At 54.0% G+C, this 18291-nt stretch carries 11 protein-coding genes; 5 read left to right on the plus strand and 6 right to left on the minus strand.

Annotated elements, in window-relative coordinates; all coding sequences use genetic code 11:
* The first annotated feature begins 8 nt into the window (after nucleotides 1–8).
* From KF752_02545 to KF752_02560, 4 genes are all read left to right on the plus strand, one after another.
* Nucleotides 9–2060, plus strand: coding sequence for a biotin/lipoyl-binding protein (locus tag KF752_02545; GenBank protein ID MBX3420414.1), 2052 nt, complete (start codon nucleotides 9–11; stop codon nucleotides 2058–2060).
* 28 nt (nucleotides 2061–2088) lie between these two features.
* Nucleotides 2089–2994, plus strand: coding sequence for an HlyD family efflux transporter periplasmic adaptor subunit (locus KF752_02550; GenBank protein ID MBX3420415.1), 906 nt, complete (start codon nucleotides 2089–2091; stop codon nucleotides 2992–2994).
* Nucleotides 2995–3042: 48 nt separating this feature from the next.
* Nucleotides 3043–5280 carry a biotin/lipoyl-binding protein gene (locus tag KF752_02555; protein ID MBX3420416.1) on the plus strand — a complete coding sequence of 746 codons (2238 nt, stop codon included), beginning with the start codon at nucleotides 3043–3045 and terminating at the stop codon, nucleotides 5278–5280.
* A gap of 171 nt (nucleotides 5281–5451) precedes the next feature.
* The gene (locus tag KF752_02560) at nucleotides 5452–5817 is read left to right on the plus strand and encodes a DUF3467 domain-containing protein (protein MBX3420417.1); all 366 of its coding nucleotides are present in this window, start codon (nucleotides 5452–5454) and stop codon (nucleotides 5815–5817) included.
* A gap of 233 nt (nucleotides 5818–6050) precedes the next feature.
* Here KF752_02560 and KF752_02565 read toward each other — a convergent pair whose 3' ends face one another.
* Nucleotides 6051–7322, minus strand: coding sequence for a hypothetical protein (locus tag KF752_02565; protein MBX3420418.1), 1272 nt, complete (start codon nucleotides 7320–7322; stop codon nucleotides 6051–6053).
* Between the two features lie 281 nt (nucleotides 7323–7603).
* Here KF752_02565 and KF752_02570 point away from each other — a divergent pair, with 281 nt between their 5' ends.
* Nucleotides 7604–9358: a TolC family protein gene (locus tag KF752_02570; protein ID MBX3420419.1), complete on the plus strand. Its 1755-nt coding sequence runs from the start codon at nucleotides 7604–7606 to the stop codon at nucleotides 9356–9358.
* Nucleotides 9359–9473: 115 nt separating this feature from the next.
* On the opposite strand, the gene KF752_02575 is transcribed toward KF752_02570, so the two are convergent.
* The 5 genes from KF752_02575 to KF752_02595 all read right to left on the minus strand — a co-directional run bounded on the left by KF752_02575 (nucleotide 9474) and on the right by KF752_02595 (nucleotide 18288).
* Nucleotides 9474–10814 carry an HlyD family efflux transporter periplasmic adaptor subunit gene (locus KF752_02575; GenBank protein MBX3420420.1) on the minus strand — a complete coding sequence of 447 codons (1341 nt, stop codon included), beginning with the start codon at nucleotides 10812–10814 and terminating at the stop codon, nucleotides 9474–9476.
* A 4-nt stretch (nucleotides 10815–10818) separates the two neighbouring features.
* A complete protein-coding gene (locus KF752_02580; protein MBX3420421.1) occupies nucleotides 10819–12501 on the minus strand; it encodes an ABC transporter ATP-binding protein in 1683 nt (560 codons plus the stop codon).
* A 136-nt stretch (nucleotides 12502–12637) separates the two neighbouring features.
* The gene (locus tag KF752_02585) at nucleotides 12638–14962 is read right to left on the minus strand and encodes a hypothetical protein (GenBank protein ID MBX3420422.1); all 2325 of its coding nucleotides are present in this window, start codon (nucleotides 14960–14962) and stop codon (nucleotides 12638–12640) included.
* Complete coding sequence (locus KF752_02590) at nucleotides 14963–17368, minus strand: VWA domain-containing protein (GenBank protein MBX3420423.1); 2406 nt, start codon at nucleotides 17366–17368, stop codon at nucleotides 14963–14965.
* Between the two features lie 23 nt (nucleotides 17369–17391).
* A complete protein-coding gene (locus tag KF752_02595; protein ID MBX3420424.1) occupies nucleotides 17392–18288 on the minus strand; it encodes a DUF58 domain-containing protein in 897 nt (298 codons plus the stop codon).
* Nucleotides 18289–18291 lie beyond the last annotated feature (3 nt).

The following is an 18291-nucleotide window of genomic DNA, read 5'->3' on the forward strand; positions in this document are numbered from 1 at the left end:
AACTAGTCATGTCATCAGTTCCTTCGCCGGAATCGGTTGAAGAGACCAAACAACAGATACGCGGGCTGATTAGCGAGATCGCCGATTTGTCGCGCGGGGATGTGCCTGCGGAAGAGTATTTTCCGGCAGTACTCAAGCGCATCGTCGATGCCCTGGCTGCAATTGGTGGAGCCATTTGGTTGTTGGACGACTCCAACCAAATGCGGCTGGGCTATCACATCAATGTCAACAGTGAATTGCTGGAAGCCGACAACGAGGATGCTCAAAAGCACGCTCGGCTGCTGAGTCGATTGATGGCCCGTGGCAAGAGCGAGTTAGTTCCGCCCCATTCGATGTTGGGGGAAGACCAGCAAGAGGGAAACCCGTCCCAGTATTTGTTGATTGTAGCTCCGCTGACCAGCGGCAAGCAAGCGTCGGGGCTGGTGGAAGTCTTTCAGCGTCCCGATTCGTCTCCCAATATTCAACGCGGCTACATGCGTTTTCTGGATCAGATGGCCGGGTTGATTGGCGAGTGGCTCAAAGGGCATCACTTGCAAAAGGTGGCCGACCGTCAAGTCATGTGGCAGCAGGCCGACCACTTTGCGCGGATGGTCCACGACAATCTGGATCGCCGAGACACCGCCTACACGATTGCCAACGAAGGACGACAACTGATTGGCTGCGATCGCGTGAGTGTCGCCATTTTGCGCGGCCGCAAGTGCAAAGTTGAAGCCATTAGCGGTCAAGATTCAATCGAAGGTCGCTCGAACATTGTCACGGCGCTTAACAAACTGGCGACGCGCGTTGTAGCGGCAGGACAATCGCTGTGGTACGACGGTCGCACCGAAGAGTTGCCCCCGCAACTGGAAGAAGCTGTCGAAGAATATGTGGACCTGTCGCACGGTCGCTCGATTGTTGTGCTGCCCATTCGTCGGCCAGAAAAGCTGATCACTGGCGACGTTCAATCGAAACAAAAGGTGCAGCGCGAGGATACTTCCAAGAACGAAATCATCGGAGCGCTGATCGTTGAGCAAATCGAAAGTCAGATTTCGACGGAAACGTTGCGCACGCGCTGCGACCTCGTTTACGAACACGCCGCACGAGCCCTCAGTAATTCGATCAGCCACAGCGATCTGTTTTTGATGCCGCTGTGGAAATTTCTGAGCCGCCTGACGTGGCTATTTCGCGGTTCGGCTTTCCCCAAGACCATGACCGTGCTCAGCCTATTGACGGTTGGTCTGTTGGCCATGTTCCTGGTACGTATCCAGTTCAATCTCAAGGCCAACGGCGTGCTGAAGCCATTGGTCGAGCGGCAAGTATTCTCCCATGAGAACGGCGAGATCGAGCAAGTGCTAGTCGATCATGGCGATACCGTTGTGGCTGGCCAGCCGCTGGTTATTCTACGAAACCGGGAATTGGAAGTTGAGTACAAACGGCTGCAGGGTGAGCTTGAGCAGACGCTAGAACAGTCGCTGGTCACGACGCGCATGGCCAGCAGTCGCGACATTCCGCTTACCGATCGGACTCAAGCCAGCGGGCAGGTGGAAGAATTGAAGATTCGCAAGGCGACGTTGACAGAACAATTGAAACTGATCGACGAACGCCGTGAGCAATTGATACGCCGCAGCCCTATTAACGGTGTGGTCATGGACTGGAAGTTGAAAGAGAGGCTGCGAGCCCGCCCGGTTGTTGTGGGCCAAGTGCTGGTCAACGTGGCTGACACCACGCAGGACTGGGAGCTGGAGTTGATGATGCCCGAAAAACGCATGAAACACATGGACGATGCCGTCTTGGCGCAAGACCGCCAGCCGCTGGATGTCAGTTTCGTGCTGGCATCTGACCCGTCGGTGTATCATACCGGCAAACTGCCCGTGCAGGCGATTCACGCGCGAGCCCAATTGGACACTACCGACGGTCCGGTGGTCAAGATGCGAGTCCAACCTGACGAAATGAGCAAGTTGACCAGGCGCCCCAATACCACTGTCATTGCCAAAGTAAACTGTGGGCGGCGCTCGGCCGCCTTTGTATGGTTCCACGAGGTTGTCGAGTGGTTCCAAGCCAATGTGCTCTTTCGACTTTAACGGACTAATCATGATGCGGAGTCTGTCCATGCCGTGTGCGAAATTCGTGCTTCAATGTGTACTCACTACAGCCTGCTTGATGCGGGCTGTCCCCTGTTGGGGTCAGTCGGGTGTTTTGGAAGACGATAACTTTCTCGTCGAGTGCTTGCGGAAGATTGAAGTGGCCGCTCAAGCCGATGGACTGATTGCAGAAATGCTTGTTGAAGAAGGTGATTCCGTCCCCGCGGACGGCGTACTGTTTCGCATCGACAATCGAGTCGCCAACGCTCAACTGGAAGTAGCCAAGCAAGAGCTAGAGGCGGCGATCATGCAAGCCAAACAGGATGCAGATGTTCGTTTTGCTAAGTCAACCTACGCGGTCGCCCAAGCTGAAGCCGAAGCTGAGATTAAACTGCTGCAACGCGGGGCATCCAATGAAACTATGGTCCGGCGAAAGAATTTAGAGCGTGACAAGACCAAGCTGCAAATCGAAGTTGCCGAAGTCAAGCGCCAAACCGACCAAGTGGCAGTAAACGTTGCCGAGGCTAAGAAAAGTTCTGCCATGGTGCAGCTCAGTCTGTACGACATTCAAGCTCCGTGGGATGCTGTGGTGATCGAGCGTCTCAAGGATCAAGGTGCTTGGATTCGTGCGGGGGAACCAGTGCTGACCATTCAGCACATGTACGAAATGCGTGTCGTCGGCTATATCGCATTGCGAACGCTGGATGAAAAGGGCATGTCGGTGGCCAGCCTAGAAGGCGCTCCGATCCGCATTGCCGTCAAGATTTCTCCGACTCACAAGCATGTTGTCGACAGTCAGGTCGAATTTGTCAGCGGTGCTATTGACACATCAGCCAGAATCAAAATTTGGACTCGCATAAAGAATCAGCAGGTTGGCGATTCATGGCTGCTGCGGTCGGGAATGCCGGCGCAAGTCACGATCTCGGCGCGGTAGGCGGTTGAATTTCATCTACAAATCGTAACCGCCAGGGACTGAATCCACATGACCACTATGGCCGACAGCCTCGTCAACAGCGCATTGCGACCGCTGCGAGTGCGCCGTCGGCCAGACCTGCAAGCCGAACGGCATCTGTACCACGGACGTAGCTATTGGGTGGTCAAGGAACCGGTCGGACTCAATTACTTCCGCTTCCATGACGAAGAGTACGCGATTCTGAATATGCTGGATGGCCACATCAGCCTGCAACAGATCAAAGATCGCTTTCAGGCGCAGTTCGCTCCGCAGCGGATAACGCTGCACGACTTGCAGCAGTTCATCGGTATGTTGCACCGTAGCGGCTTGGTCATCTCGCAAGCCACTGGTCAGGGTAGGCAACTGCGCCGCCGGGGCGATGAGAAGAAAAAGAAAGAATTACTGGGCAAACTGGCAAACATTTTTGCACTCCGCTTTCGCGGTATAGACCCGGAACGTATTCTTGGCTTCTTAAATCCATTTACTTGGTGGATTTTTACTTTACCGGTACTGATCTTAATCGCCATTTTTGGTCTCAGCGCGTTGACGTTGGTGCTGGTCAATTTCCAAGAGTTTCGCAGCAAGTTACCCACCTTTGAACAGTTTTTTGCTGCTCACAACTGGATCTATCTGGGCGTGACCATGGGTTTGGTCAAGATTCTGCACGAATTCGGCCACGGCCTGAGTTGCAAGCGGTACGGTGGCGAATGTCACGAAATGGGTGTAATGTTCCTGGTGTTTACTCCCTGCCTGTACTGCAACGTTTCCGATTCGTGGATGCTGCCAAACAAGTGGCATCGCGTGTTCATTGGTGCGGCTGGCATGTACGTTGAATTAACTCTGGCCTCGATTGCCACTTATTTGTGGTGGTTCAGCGAGCCGGGGATGTTTAACTTTCTGTGCCTGTCGGTGATGTTTATCTGCTCCGTCAGCACCGTGGTGTTCAATGGCAATCCATTGCTGCGGTTCGATGGCTACTACATATTGATGGATATTCTGGAGATCCCGAATCTACGTCAAAAGGCAACCGAGATACTCAAACGGTGGTTTCAGCAGAAGTGTTTAGGTCTGGAACTACAAGACAATCCATTCCTGCCACAGCGAAACAAAATGTGGTTTGGTTTGTTCACCGTCGCGTCGGTGATCTATCGCTGGGTGGTCGTTTTTTCGATCATGATGTTTTTGATCAAAGTGTTGGAGCCTTACGGGCTGCAAGCACTAGGGCGAATCGTGGCCGCTGCCGGCGTGGTAGGCATGATCGCCAAACCATGTTGGGATGTGATTAAATTCTTCCGAACTCCGGGGCGAGCGAGTAAAATGAAGCGCAAGAACATGGTGGTTTCCTCGGCGGTAGCGGCTGCTATTTTGGCGACAATCATCTGGCTGCCACTTCCATTTCACGTAAGTTGTGCAGTTGAAATCCAGCCCCAGGACAGCAAGCAAGTCTATGCCATACTGCCCGGACGATTGGTTCAGTGGCACAAGCGACCCGGCGACTCTGTCAAAAATGGTGACGTAATCGCCCAGCTAGATAACATCGCGGAACGTGCGCAGTTGGCTCAATACGAAGGCGAATTGGCTGAAGCTCAAGTTCGATTGAATGTGCTCAAGGATCAATCGCAGCTTGAGAACGCTCGTGCCCAGCTTGAAATCCAGCAAGAGAAGGTTCGTTCTCGAGAAGTTCTGGTTCGAGAAATACGTGACCGCTTAGCACAGTTGACGGTGGTTGCTACCGACGATGGCGTGGTCTTCCCTCCGCCACCAAAGCCCATTCCCAAACATGTATCGGAGGAAGAGCAGCTGCCCAGTTGGAGCGACAGTCCGTTCGACTCCAAGAACCAAGATGCCTACTTTGCCGAATCCGATCTTTTGTGTTTGATTGGTCAGCCCGACGCCTGGGAGGCTATCCTGGTCATCGATCAACATGACATCGACTTGGTGCGCGAAAATCAAGGTGTGGAAATACTACTGGAGGCCGACCGAATGCAGTCGCTGTCTGGCAAAATAGCTAGGATATCAGAGATGGACATGAAAGAGGCTCCTGAGAACATCTCGCTACAATCGGGGGGGCGCCTGGATACAGAAATGACAGCATCAGGAAAATTAAAGCCGATTAGCACTTCGTACCAAGCCCGTGTTCCATTGGAAAGCGTACAATTACCCATGCGCATCGGGTATCGGGGACAGGCTCGGGTGTATGTCGGCTGGAAATCGCTGGGCTGGAGAGTCTACCGCTTTTTTGCACGAACGTTTCGCTTGGAGATTTAGTCGCCTTGGTCCGATAAGACCATAAGGCCGCATTGGTCTTCACTCGCTTGCAAAGATGGTCCTAAACGATTGCTCGCATTAGAAGACATGTTTCGTTACATGGTTACGAGTCTGGTACGTTCAGTTGATGTGCCAGCTATTAGGTGTTTCGCACAGGAGAAATGAAGAGAGATGGCAAAGACAGACAACGCACCTGCAGGTCCAGCCGCTGACGCCCCGGTTGCCGAATCCGCAACGCAACAACAAGCGCAAGCTGTGCAAGTCCATGTTGACGACAGTCATGCAACCGCCTGCTACGCGAATTTTTGTCGCGTAACCGGCTCGCCAGAAGAGCTGATTGTCGACTTCGGGTTGAATCCACAACCGGTTGGCATACCCAAGGATCCAATCCATGTAACTCAACGCGTCATTCTGAATTTCTACACCGCCAAACGCTTACTGGCTGCACTGCAGATGTCCGTGCAGCGTCACGAAGCTGTGTTCGGCGTACTGGAAACTGATATTCAGAAGCGGCTGCGCATTCAGCAGCCCAGCTAGCGCGCCCAACGCACATCTGCCTCTGCCTGCTGCTATCTCTGTACTGGCCAGACCCACCAGATTTCAATCCGGCTCGGCGGTCATTCGCCGAGCCGATTTTGTGTGACGGCGCTGTAAAGCTTGAAACAGTCTGCGGTGGCTCGGCAAGCACAGGAATTGGAGCCGGGGGAACGAACCGTGCCCAGTCCTGCATATTCTGAAATTGGGGACTGCGAACGCGGGACGCTGGCGGATTATTGCAACATTTTGTCGATGGGGAACGGACCGCTGGCGTTTGGTCCCCAGAACAGGCGCAAGGCGACGCTGAAAGTCCAGACGTCTTGACCGCTCAAGTTGGCATACTCCAAGCCGCTCATCAATTTAGCGCGATGCCCGGCCAGGTAGTAATTCAGTCCCAGATATCCGGCGTTGTAGAGATCCCCGCTGGTCAGTCCCGCAGGTTGCTCGTATCGCCGCTGAGCTACCAGACTGTTGTCCTGGTCAGAGATTGCGAATTGATATCTGCTGGCCAGTTGCAGTGACCTGCTCAAAAATACGCCGGGCTGGATGTTGATTCCAAAGCCATCGCCGTATGCGCCGCCGATGCCCAACAGCAGCTCTGAAATCAGTGATCTCGGCCCCTGGGTCAAAATCAATGCGGTAGAGCATCCATTGGTAAAGCGATTGAGATTGGTGGCGTTCGAGTTCGCGTCGCTATACAGGTATCCCAGATTCCAAAAGGCTTGGTCTGTGCCCAAGCGATCGCCAAGATCGAGTGTTCCGGAACATAGTAGTGAATAGCCAGAATCAAATTCGGTAAAAGAATTCCACATATCGCGACTGGTAGCGTTGGAGAACACTCCGGTGTAATAGGAAAGCCTTTCAATATTACCAGACGCTGTCACGGCAGGCGTATAATCCAGTCCGAACATGTTTACCAACATGCTGCGTTCGAGCGTATTCAGGTAGCGGCTGGAGACGTTGCGGTCGTGAGTAAACCGATGCTTCTGCTGTCCAACAGTAATCGCGAACACTTTGTGAAAGCTCCACTGGGTCCACAGTTCCGTGAAGCCGTTATAAAACGGGTACATATCCGCGCCGCTGACCATCTGGGCGTGCAGCGTCAGTCGCTGGAAACATTGGAGTTGCGAGCCGATTCTAAATCGCCGGATTTCCCAGTCGTCGCTGTCGCCTGCATTGCCGGCAGCGTTATAGCTTTGGCCATGATAGCGTCCCAGGAACCACAGTTCTTGAACATACGGATTGCTGTCACTCTTATACAATAGGCCACAGTTCTTCAGTCGCTTGGTCAAATCATCAACTTCACCCAAGTCTGACAGTTGATCGCAGCCTGGATCTGACTTCTGCGTGTTCTGCTCGACCTCCGTGAACTGACCTGCAGAGCTAGCTTGACTAGTCGGCTGGCCATGGGTGATTCCAAATAATTGCGCAGGCAATTCCACAGAATATGCGGACTGAAAGGGCATGCCAAGTTCACAGGCCAGCAGCCCAGCGATCGCAAGCATCGGAATTGTCTGATTTGTGGCCAATTAGCGCTCCACCCTATTGGTAATATTAGGCTGCTACTGTTCCAAGCAGCCAATCAGTTCGGCAGCAGGGGCTGTAGTAGCATCGGTTGAGCTAGCAAGTACACAGTGCCAGCTAAACCCTCCTTAAAATGCGTTATCGACTAACCGCCAGCAGTCAGATCGGCTCGTTTCATAAACTTGCTGAGACGGAGTTTGTTTCTGGAATAGGCATTTCGTCGTGCATTGATTGAGCTAAATGCCGATAGGAGTATGGGAAGTTGCTCTTCGAATCAAATGCTTGCATTGCAGATTACGCAATCGTAACGGTGCGACGGATGATGAACGGCTGGATGCTTGCATGTAGAGTCTGGGTGGCCGGAATGGCGCTGGTGCTGCACCTGTCTGCACAGGCGCAGGTCATAGACGATCGTGGTGCTGACAGTACGAGCAGGGCTGTTGAGGCTGTAGCCCTATCAGAAAATGCAGAAGCCATATCGGCACAAGACGCGCCATTATCGACACGCAGAAACCGTACACCGACGCCGACTGTTGAAGACCAGCTTGAAGGAAAATTGACTTTGGCCGATGTAGTGGCCAGCGTTTATCGTTATTTTCCAGTAATTCAGCAAGCGCAACTGGAGCGTTCTGTCGCTGGCGGACAATATACCTCGGCGATGGGAGCGTATGACACGCAACTCTATGTACAGTCGCTAAGTGAACCGACAGGCTTTTATCGCAATTATCGTCAGGGATTAGGTGCCTATCGGCAGACATGGTGGGGTGGCTATGTATCGGCGGGCTATCGAATCGGACGAGGTGAATTTCAACCGTGGTACCAGGAGAGGGTAACCAATCAAGGAGGCGAGCTTAGCGTTGGAGTCGGCTGGCCATTGCTGCAGGGCAGGGCCATCGATCCGCAACGCGTGGCAGTGTTTCAAGCCGGACTTGCGCAACAGGCGGTTGGGCCTCAGGTGCAACTTAGCCTACTGCAAGCCAGCTTCCAGGCGGCCCAGGTGTATTGGGAATGGGTGGCTGCTGGTGCTCGGCTGGTGGCCCAAGACGAGTTGGTACTACTAGCCCAAGTTCGTCAGGATCAGTTTGAAGAGGGTGCTAAGGCAGGTAAATTCGCGCAGATTGATGTCGTCTTCAATCGACAATTGCTAGCCGAAAGAAGCAGCAAACGGTTGGAAGCGGAGCAGAAGTTTCGCGAAGCTGGCATCAAACTCTCTTTGTACTTGCGAGATCCCTCTGGTGTATCTCTGGTGCCTGAAGACGGCTGGTTACCGCTGCACTTTCCAGTAATACAGCCCGTTCCAGCCACTGATTTCCAGGCTGATTTTCAGTCCGCATTGGCGCGGCGCCCTGAATTGGCACTGCTATCGATCGAGGCACAGCAGATTCGGCTGGATCGTCAGCTAGCTCAGAATCAAAGACTACCCAATTTGGATATCGTCACAGAGGCTTCACAGGATGTTGGTCGCCCAGCCACAACCAAGAACGACAAGGGACAATTCGAGCTGATGTTGGGGATTCGGGGGGATGTACCTATCCAACGCCGCAATGCCATCGGCAAGGTTCAACAAACCACTGCTAAGCTTTCACAAATTGAACAGAAAGTTGCGCTGCAGCGTGACAAAATCGCCATTGAAATGCGCACAGCGCTCAATGCTCTAGAACTTTCTAACCAGCGAGTCGAGCAGATTTCCAATGCACTTCAGGCTGCCTTCGAGTCGCTGACAAGTTATCGACAAGCATTTCAACTTGGCTATGCGGACTTGTTGTATCTGAATATTTTGGAGACCAAGGCTAATGAAGTTGAAATTCTGGTAGTTGATGCACAGCGTGACTGGTTTGTTTTTTTAGCGAATCTGCAAGCTGCGTTAGGCCTGGATCCACTTGAGCAAGCGCTCAACGTATCGCAGTTACCAGAATCAACACGTCCAGGTCCTGGTGACCTGCCAAAAGAAGCAGCGGTTGCGCCTCGCGAATTCGAAAGTGATTGGCAGAAGCGCACCAATCGCGGACCGTCTTAGCACAGCTGGCCATGGTGTTCCGGTAGCTACAGTCGCCAGAACGTGGAACACCTTTCACCCACAGCTGGGCGACAGCACCCCGATAACGCTGCTCGCCTACACACCGCGTGAACGGTCACACTTTAGGTTTAATCTTCGGCTTGTTGGCTTTCGAATCGGGACTCGGCAACGACGGGGGAAAGCCGTTGATTTGTCGCCAGAGTTCGTAGCCTAATGAAACCTGACGGAGCAAGACCCAACCGTTGGCCCGCATACCTTGCCGCAAATACGCTTGATCCGGCCAATTGTTGTCATGGGCTAAGTGATTGTCGGGCAATACTAGGATTCGAAACATGCCTTTGCCATCGTCGGTCGGAGCCAAGCGATTGACTCGACCGCCAAAGGTACCAATGGCAACAGATGGCCAGCCGACGAACTGAACTGCCGGCCAACCTTCAAATTGAAGTCGGACTCGATCACCTTGGTGTACCAATGGAAAATCGTTGCCATTGATCAGCAATTCGACCGCCATTTCGGAGGCCCGGGGGACTATCACAAATAGCTGATCGCCTTCTTTGATGGTATCACTGCCTTCAAGCCCGAACCATTGTTGGATGTGACCACTGCGCGGGGCTGTAATTTTTAGACGTACCTGTTCCTGACGTTTTACCTCCAGGTTGCCTAACTCTTGCAGTGCCGATTGTAATTTGTCTTGCTCGACGAGCACTTTATTCTGAGCTTCACGGTTTTTGATCTCGATATCACGGAGTTTGGCTTCCAGTGCCTTCTGCTGTGCTTGATAATTGGCTTCAGCCTCATCCACAGCTTTTTCCGCCTTCTCTACTTTTTGCTGCTGGACCTGTTCATCTTGCCTTTTGGTTACCAGTTCTTCTTGCGAGATAATCCCGCTCTCAAAGACCTTTTCAGCGATCATGCGTTTGTTGTGTTTATCTACAAGTTCGGCTTCCAGGGACGCTAGTTCGCGCTTAGCCTGCTCCCACTTGGTCACTGCCGCCACGCGTTCCTTATCGAGCGATTCGGCCAGCAATTCACCGCTAGTTTTTTGCAACGCAACTTGTTCCTGGGCGAAGCGAATCCGTTCGTCTGCAGCAGCTATTTTCAGCTTCGCGGCCTCGATTTGCAGATTCAATTGCTGCACCCCGCCGGCAGCTGTAGGTTCAAGTTCGATAAGCGTTTCCCCCTGCTCGACAACCGAACCCTCCAAGAGATCCGGCTTGACCCATTTGACGATTCCCTGAACAGGGCTCTTGAATGCCTGGGGACGTTCCTGTGGATCTTTGGCTAGGACAATGCCGGTACCGGCGGCCGTTTGCTGCCACGGCAGGAAGAATAGCCCTAGAAAGGCCAAGCCCAGAGCCACCATCGTGACTCGGCCAACCCAACGGATCCAGTGACTACTTTGTGCCAATTCTAAGGCCGGAAATTCCAATTGTTTACTGGTCAGCAACTGACTCATTTCATTAAGCCTCCATTCGAATCTGATCGTCGCACTGTTCGGCGATACCGGGCAGTCGAGTACTGATCAACGTAGTGCAATCAGCGTGCTCTGACCGGAGGAGTTTGAACAACCGCAATTGGTCCTTGGGCGGCAGGTTGTCCAGCAAAGCTTCAATCAGCAGGATGCGCGGCCGAGCCGCGAGCGCTTGAGCAATCATCAGCCTACATTGCTGTACTTCGGACAATGGATACCCGTCCGACTGTAACTGAGTCAATGGTCCGTGCGGCAGTGCTGCAACGTCCGACCACAAATCAACCTGTTGCAAGACCTCCCGAACACGCTGTTCATCAACGCCATCGCGGCCCAAGGCCACATTCTCAGAGATTGTCCCGCAAAAAAAACTGGGCCGCGAGGCATAACCGATTACCGCCTCCTGCTGACTGCCGGATGCCAGTCGACTAGTATCAATTCCCTGAACCGTCACTCGTCCAGTGTGTGGCACGAGCAAACCGCTCAGTACTTTCATGACCAATGCAGGGTTTTCCCAGGTCAATAAGGCCACGCATGTCCCTGCGGGTACTTGGCAGGCATCCAATCGCAACAACTGATTTCCGTACCGCGACTCAATCCGATCCCACTGAATTGCCAGTGGGCCTGCATGGTCGATGGATATGGGTTGGTGCGTTACCAGAGCTAAGTCCTGTAAATGACCGACTTTTTCCAGTCCTGCCATCAGGTCGAAGAACTTTTCGATGGACTTGCCGCCCTTGGTAAAAGCGGCCAACACAATAGTTACGACCAACTCGCTGGCTACCAACTGCCCGAGTGTTAGCTCGCCTTCGATAACTAACCACCCGCCCAAACCCAACAGAGTTGTCAGCGCAAACACTTGAATCCCAGCCGCGAACGCAAGTTGTCTGAGCAGCACATGAAAATGACTTTTCCGCGCCTGGACATAATCCGCTGACAACTGACTTGCTCGCTCCACAGCCAGCTTCTGGCCACCATTGACATGAAACGCTGATGGTGTATCCAGCACATCCTGCAACCAATGGACAACGCGATATTTTCTGACTGACTCAAGGATCGACGTCCGCGTGCCTCCCCAACCTAAGAGCCACATCACGATGGTCATGAGCATTATCAGAATCAGGTCAAATCCTAGCAAAAAAGGATGGTAAAACCCCAACAGCAGCAGACCTAGGACTGTAACCAAGATGATCGAGATGCCGTCAAGCAGTAGGACAGACATGGACTTCTGGATGGTCATGATGTCGAATACACGGTTGGCGATTTCACGGGGATACGCACCAGCCAGCTCCATGCGTGAAGCTCGCGGAAATCGGTGCGACAATTCGGCAACGATGCGAACAAACAACCTGCGCTGAATGATCTCTACGATAGTTGCTTGCAAAACGTTCAGAAAAGCCACGAACGTCAATGCAACAAACAGAATCAGTGCCAGTATGAGCAGCGGCTGCAAGTAAATCCCCCAGCTCACCACATTTACTAGAGCCTCGACGGCCAGTGGAGATACCAAGCTCAAAATACTAGCCACAAAAGAAAACAACGCGATAGTGCCGATGTCCTGGCGGTCCAGGTTCAGCAGCCGAAAAAAACGCTGCAATGGCTGGAGATGCGCACCACCCGCGTGAGCCGACACGTGGTAGCTGATCCTTGGTGAGTACTTCGTAGTAGCTTGCATCAATACCGCCGCTATTGAATTTCCATTGAGTGTAGAATTTGCGCCCGAATATAGTAAAAATCCTCTGCCATGTCGATGTATCCCAGCCTAGCCTCATATTTGACCTGAGCGACCATTCATTCAGTGACGCTGACTTCTAGGGCAACTGCCAAAAGCGTCTTAGAGCCCATTCGGTGGTCATCAAACAGCAGAACAGTAGAAAATAGAGCCATGAGTCCCAGGCTGCATCGCCCAGTCTCCGTCGTTCCAGCGAGCTAACCTTGGCCGAATTCTGATGCTGCAGTAACTGTTCAACCAGCCGGTCGGTTTCTTCGGGCAGAAACAGCTGGCTGCCGGCAGCAGCCCCAGCGGCAACTAAGTTCGACATCATCTGCCAATCGGCTGCAGGCTGTGCAAGTTCTCGCGAGCTGTCTTGAACCAGGAACGCCAGTTGATTGTCGTAACTGACACCATCGTCGCCTGTAGCGGTCAAGCGCACTTCGTACAGTCCGGGCTGATCCAGGCCGGTGGCGGTGGCTTCCCGCGAGTTATCACCCGTAGATATCACTTCCAAATCGCGCAGGTGTTTGCCTTGACGGCTGAGCGCTAGTTTCAATTGCGTGGGTAGTGGCAACTGACTGCCCCCACCAAACCATTGCAAGCGGATCTTGGGCGCGGCGTCAATGTCTTGACGTCGCGAGTCGATATCCAGTCGGAAGCCTTGATAGGGGTTATCGCGACTGACCAGCCACAACATGGCTTGACGCCAAAAGGTTTGATGGGCGCGCTTTTGTCCGGACTGTTCGCCCGACAAATACCATTTCCACGTCGAGTCACCTGCAAAGGCCAGGATGCGACCCTGACCAAACTGCCCGGCGACTAAGGCAGGATTGCCTTCTGCATCCTCCAACAACACCTGTGTCCCCGGCGACGAGCTCAGTTGTCCAAACCGATTCATGCCATCCAGCGGCTTGAGGCTCTGCCACAACCGCGCATTATCGGGCTCGGGCAACAGATTGGTTATTGGATGAGGCCGAGTTGGCACAAGTTGATTGGGGCCAGGCAGATGAAAACGCGAGTCGATCGGACGATTCCACTCCTGGCGCCCAGGGGCCAGTCGTAATGGAATGACTGGTGCAAGCGGACTGTCCTGATAGCCGCCCGCATCAAAACTGTGATAGCCGCCCAGTAGCAACAATCCTGCGCCTTGTTGCACCTGCGACACGATCTTCTTCCAGGCATCCGGACTAACGGCTCGCGAATCGAGATCGCCAATCACAAAGGCTTCGAAGGCAGACAGGTCCAGATTCGATCCGATATCGATAGGCCATTTAGGTCGACTGCGCTGCGGGAGCCAAGTGAATTGCAGATCGAAGTCGATCGAAGCGTCCAAAGAGGTCTTGAGATACAATTGTTCATAACGTGGTTGGCCTTCGACCATCAGAATGCGCACGCCTCCGTCGCGGACGGTCACAAAGCTCAACAGCTTGTTGTTCGACGTAATCTGTTCGGTCGTATCAACACTCGCCTCAGCAACTATCAGATAGTCACCGGGCTGTGTGAGTTGAATACGAAAGTCTACAGCAATTTTTTCACTGGGCTGCGAGGCCAACACTTTGCGGCGCCTGAGTTCTTGAGGCGGCAGATCTCCAGAGACCAAGCTCAAGCGTAGGTCGATCGGCTGGTTCTGCATGCCCTGTGCGGCCACAATCAATGGCACGCTGACCTCTTTATTGGCAAAAGCGGAAATCTGTTCCGGCATAGCCTCCAGCGCCACATCACGCAGCAAGCCGCCTTCCCCGCGCGCACCGACGCCGACTAGAAAGATCGGCTGATTGAGCTGCGCCATTTGCCGAGCGATCAATAACGGATCGTGCTGCGGCGGCACAAGCGTTTGAGTCGCATCGCCGACCATCACGACTCCTCGCAACGGAGGCTGCACTTGAAGCTGCCCCACCTGAGCCAATGCTTGGCCTAGATCGGTGATACGACCTTCGGGCGCCTGGCCAAGCCCCAGGTTCAATTGTGGCAAATCCGAGGACTCGGCGGGCATCAACTCTTTGTCGTAGAAATACGGGACAACTTGAGTACCACCCAGTTGCAAGCCAGTTGCATCAACAATGGCCCGCCATACCTGACGCTGTACATCCCACCGGGACTTGCCCAGGCTATCGCTGGGCAGGCTCATGCTTTGACTGCGATCCAGCAGCACGGCAATGGCACCTTCGGTATCGCGATCGATGCTGGTCAGCAGCGTCGGCCGGAGCCAGCCCAGCAGCAGCAGCAACAACGAGCCCATTCGTAGACCTGCCAAGGTCCAGCGCCGCCTCGCACTCAGCTCGCGGGACGACAAGGTGAACCACAAACTAGCGGCAGTGATTGCTGACAGCGCAACCAACAACCACCAGCCAAAGATCGGCTCGACGGTCCATTGGGCGACTGGTAGGACGTCGCTTGGTAAGCAGTCTCCAACGATATTCATTCAGTCCGAGCCCCGATACGTGCGCTTGCCAAATTGCAGCTTTATCTTGTAAAAGCGATTTGACATAACCTGTTCGCCTAGGAAGATAGCTGCCACAAACAGCATCAACAGTGGAAACAACTCCTGGCCGTAACGCGCCTGGACCACGCTGCTCTCCACCTGCTGACGCTCACGAGCTACCCGATAGGTGCCTGTGCCCAACAAACGATCGAGCGTATCCGAGTCGATACGCTTCATGGTCGTGTCAGCGGCTGGCACGTTGATTGAAAATCCGCGTGACACGGGGACTCGTAGCGTACCGCGCAGATAATAGGTGCCCGGCGGCCAATGGGCTCCAGCATCCAACCAGCCGTCAACGGACTGCAACGCTTGACGTTGGGCCGTAGGCGTGAATAGATCCCAGCGACTCGGCCACAGCGTGGTATCATTTCTGAGTCGCACGCGCTGTCCGGCCAGAAAATTGGCGGACGTTTGGTCGCCGCCACTGAGCGTGCGTAGGCTGCCCGACAATATACCATAAGCCCACCAGAACTGGTCGGCAATCCACAGCTCATTCCACACGCTGCGCGACGGCTGCTCAAGTTCCGGAATGGGCGTCGTCAGCGTCATGATCTGGCCGGAACCGTGAGGTTGAACGGTCAGCAGCGGTGATTGAGTTGTTGAAAGAGTCGCCAGAACCTGTGTGTTATCGTGCAACCGCTGAAAATTCCAGTTGCGAAAGATAGGCATCAACTGCCAGGCTATGTCGCCGGCAGGTACTTCCAGATCATGATACACCGGATGTGCTAGAGTGGCTGGCTGCCAGAAAGCACTGCGATCGGACTTAGCGCGGCTGACAAGCTGCGTTTGCTGGCCAGGCAGCAAGCGGCCAACAGGTGTGTTGTCCAACGCGCCCGACAACGATTCCAACGCCGGACCCAGTACCAGCAACAATCCGGCTCCGTCGGAAATACGTTTGTGAAGTGCATCAACGACGGAATCTGCAAGACTGGGAGGATCGTAGAGCGCAAGTACTGAATACTTAGTCCACTCAACTTGTGACAATTGCCGAAAATTCACGACGCTTACAGACGAGTCTTCGTTGAGACCGGTGTCACGCGGATTGAGTACCAGCCACATGATACGACCAATTTCGGGATCGTCGGCAACGATCAACGTTGGCTGTTGTTTCTGAACAGAAATGGTCACAAACCGCTGGTTGTCAACGGTCAGCGGATCGCTGTGATCCAAACGCACTGAAAAGTGGTGAACGCCTTCCGATAGTCGTTTGGCCGACAAGGAAACCTCGGCTGCTCCTGCACCCGTTAGTGAGACAACTTGACGATCAACGATCTGACTGGAGGAGGTTTTCAGTTGTCCGTCATTGATAACTGGCAAGCGAGGGTCAATCGTTTGCTGCCACAATTCAACCGTCAAGGTCTCCTGGGCATCGGTCACTCCGCCAACCTGGGCAACGGGAACCCGGAAGGTTGCGTCGCTGTCGATCGGCAAGGTGTAATAATCCGTTTGCACATCGCCCAATTGTCGGTTAACGGCATCGGTCACACCCACATCGATAATCTGAATCAGCACTCGATCAGCCGATGCGGCGACGAGACTTAACAGATCCGGGCGCGCGGTGCCCCAGGACGCCACATTCAAATCGGTAACCAGGTAGACTTCCTTGCGTTCCAGTGGATTGGCTTGCACCAAATCGATGGCGGTTCGCAGGCGCGAAAGCAGTTCGACTCGAGGCGTTGTGCTTTGAATCAACTGCACTTGATTTGCGGCACCTGTAGGATTTTGTGACAACGAACCCAGGGGTGCATCGCTCAGCACTCCCAGTTGGCTGTCCGGTGGCAGGCGACCGATCAGCCAATCCGCCATTTCCTTGGCGGCATCGAGTCGCGTTTGATTGCCCGCACGATACTCCATCGACGGGCTGGTATCGATGATGACTGCTGCGGCCACGGGAGCTTTCGAATCTGCCGAAGGCAAAGCCGGCCCCGCCTGCAACGTGCGCAGGCCCCACACTGCAGCACTGCCCAGCAGCGCCAGCGCCACCAGCAGCGCGCTCAGCCAAACGCCGCGCGGACGCTGTGAGGCCCGGGCCACCGCTGCGGCCAAGCCTGCCAATGCCGCAAGCAGCACAAGTCCACCAATGCCCACCACACTGCCCAGGTTGGCACTATGAACGCGAGGCCGGGCGAGTGCAAATGCCAGGATGGCCAACAACAACATCCGCAAGAGCAACAACAGGACATGCCGCAGGCGCCAGTTTCGGCTGTGCTCCATCTGCGTTTGACGCACAAACCGCAAGGCTGGAAAGTCGATAACCTGCGGCTGTCGCCGACCTAGAAAGTGGAGGACCACGGGGACCGCCAGCGCCGCTAGGCCTGCCAACAACGTCAGGTGTGCAAAATTCATCCTGGCTACTCACCCTCCCCAGACTAAAACCGCCCGCGACGTCTGAGCAGGTACTCCATCAGCGCCTTGTCGTACAGTTGACTGGTATCCAACGGCACGTAGTCGATACCGGCTTCTGTCAGATCGCGGTCCAGTTGCTGGCAAAATTCTTGAATTCGCTGACGATAGTCGGCGGCGGCATTTGCAGCCAACACGTTTTCGGATTGGCCAGTTTCAGGATCACGCAGTTGTAGAGGGCCTTGAAATGGAAAGGTAACTTCAGCTTCATCCAGTACATGAAACACAATTAAATCATGACCGACATGGCGCAGGCTGCGCAATGCACGCAACATTGGCTGTGGCTCCGTCAGCAAGTCGCTAAACAACATGATCAAGCTGCGATGGCGGAGCATCGATGCTAACTGTGTCAACGAGCTGGCTAAATCGGTCTCACCCGCGACTTTTAGCTTTGTGAGCTGGCTAAGGATGATCGGCAATTGGCTGCGCCGACTACGAGGCGGCACGCAGGCTCCCAGCTTGGTATCAAACGTAACCAACCCAACCGGATCTTGCTGGCTAATCATCAGATAGGCCAAGGCGGCAGCCAGGCAGATCGAATAGTCCAATTTGGTCAAGGTTTGTCGATAGGTATAGTTCATCGACTGGCTGAGATCGATCGCCAAATAGCCAGTAATGTTCGTCTCCGACTCGAACTTCTTGACGTAGTACTTATCGGTTTTGGCGTAGGCGATCCAGTCGATATCTTTCGGATCGTCGCCTGCGGCGTAGCGCCGATGCTCACTGAATTCTACACTGAAGCCATGAAATGGGCTGGCATGCAGCCCCTGCAAGAAACCACGGACAATCATCTGCGCACGTAAGTCAAGACGCTTGATTTGCGCGGCCAATTCGGGTTTCAGGTACTGCTTGACGGCGACCATGAC

Source organism: Pirellulaceae bacterium, assembly GCA_019636385.1.
In the GTDB taxonomy this organism is placed as follows: domain Bacteria; phylum Planctomycetota; class Planctomycetia; order Pirellulales; family Pirellulaceae; genus Aureliella.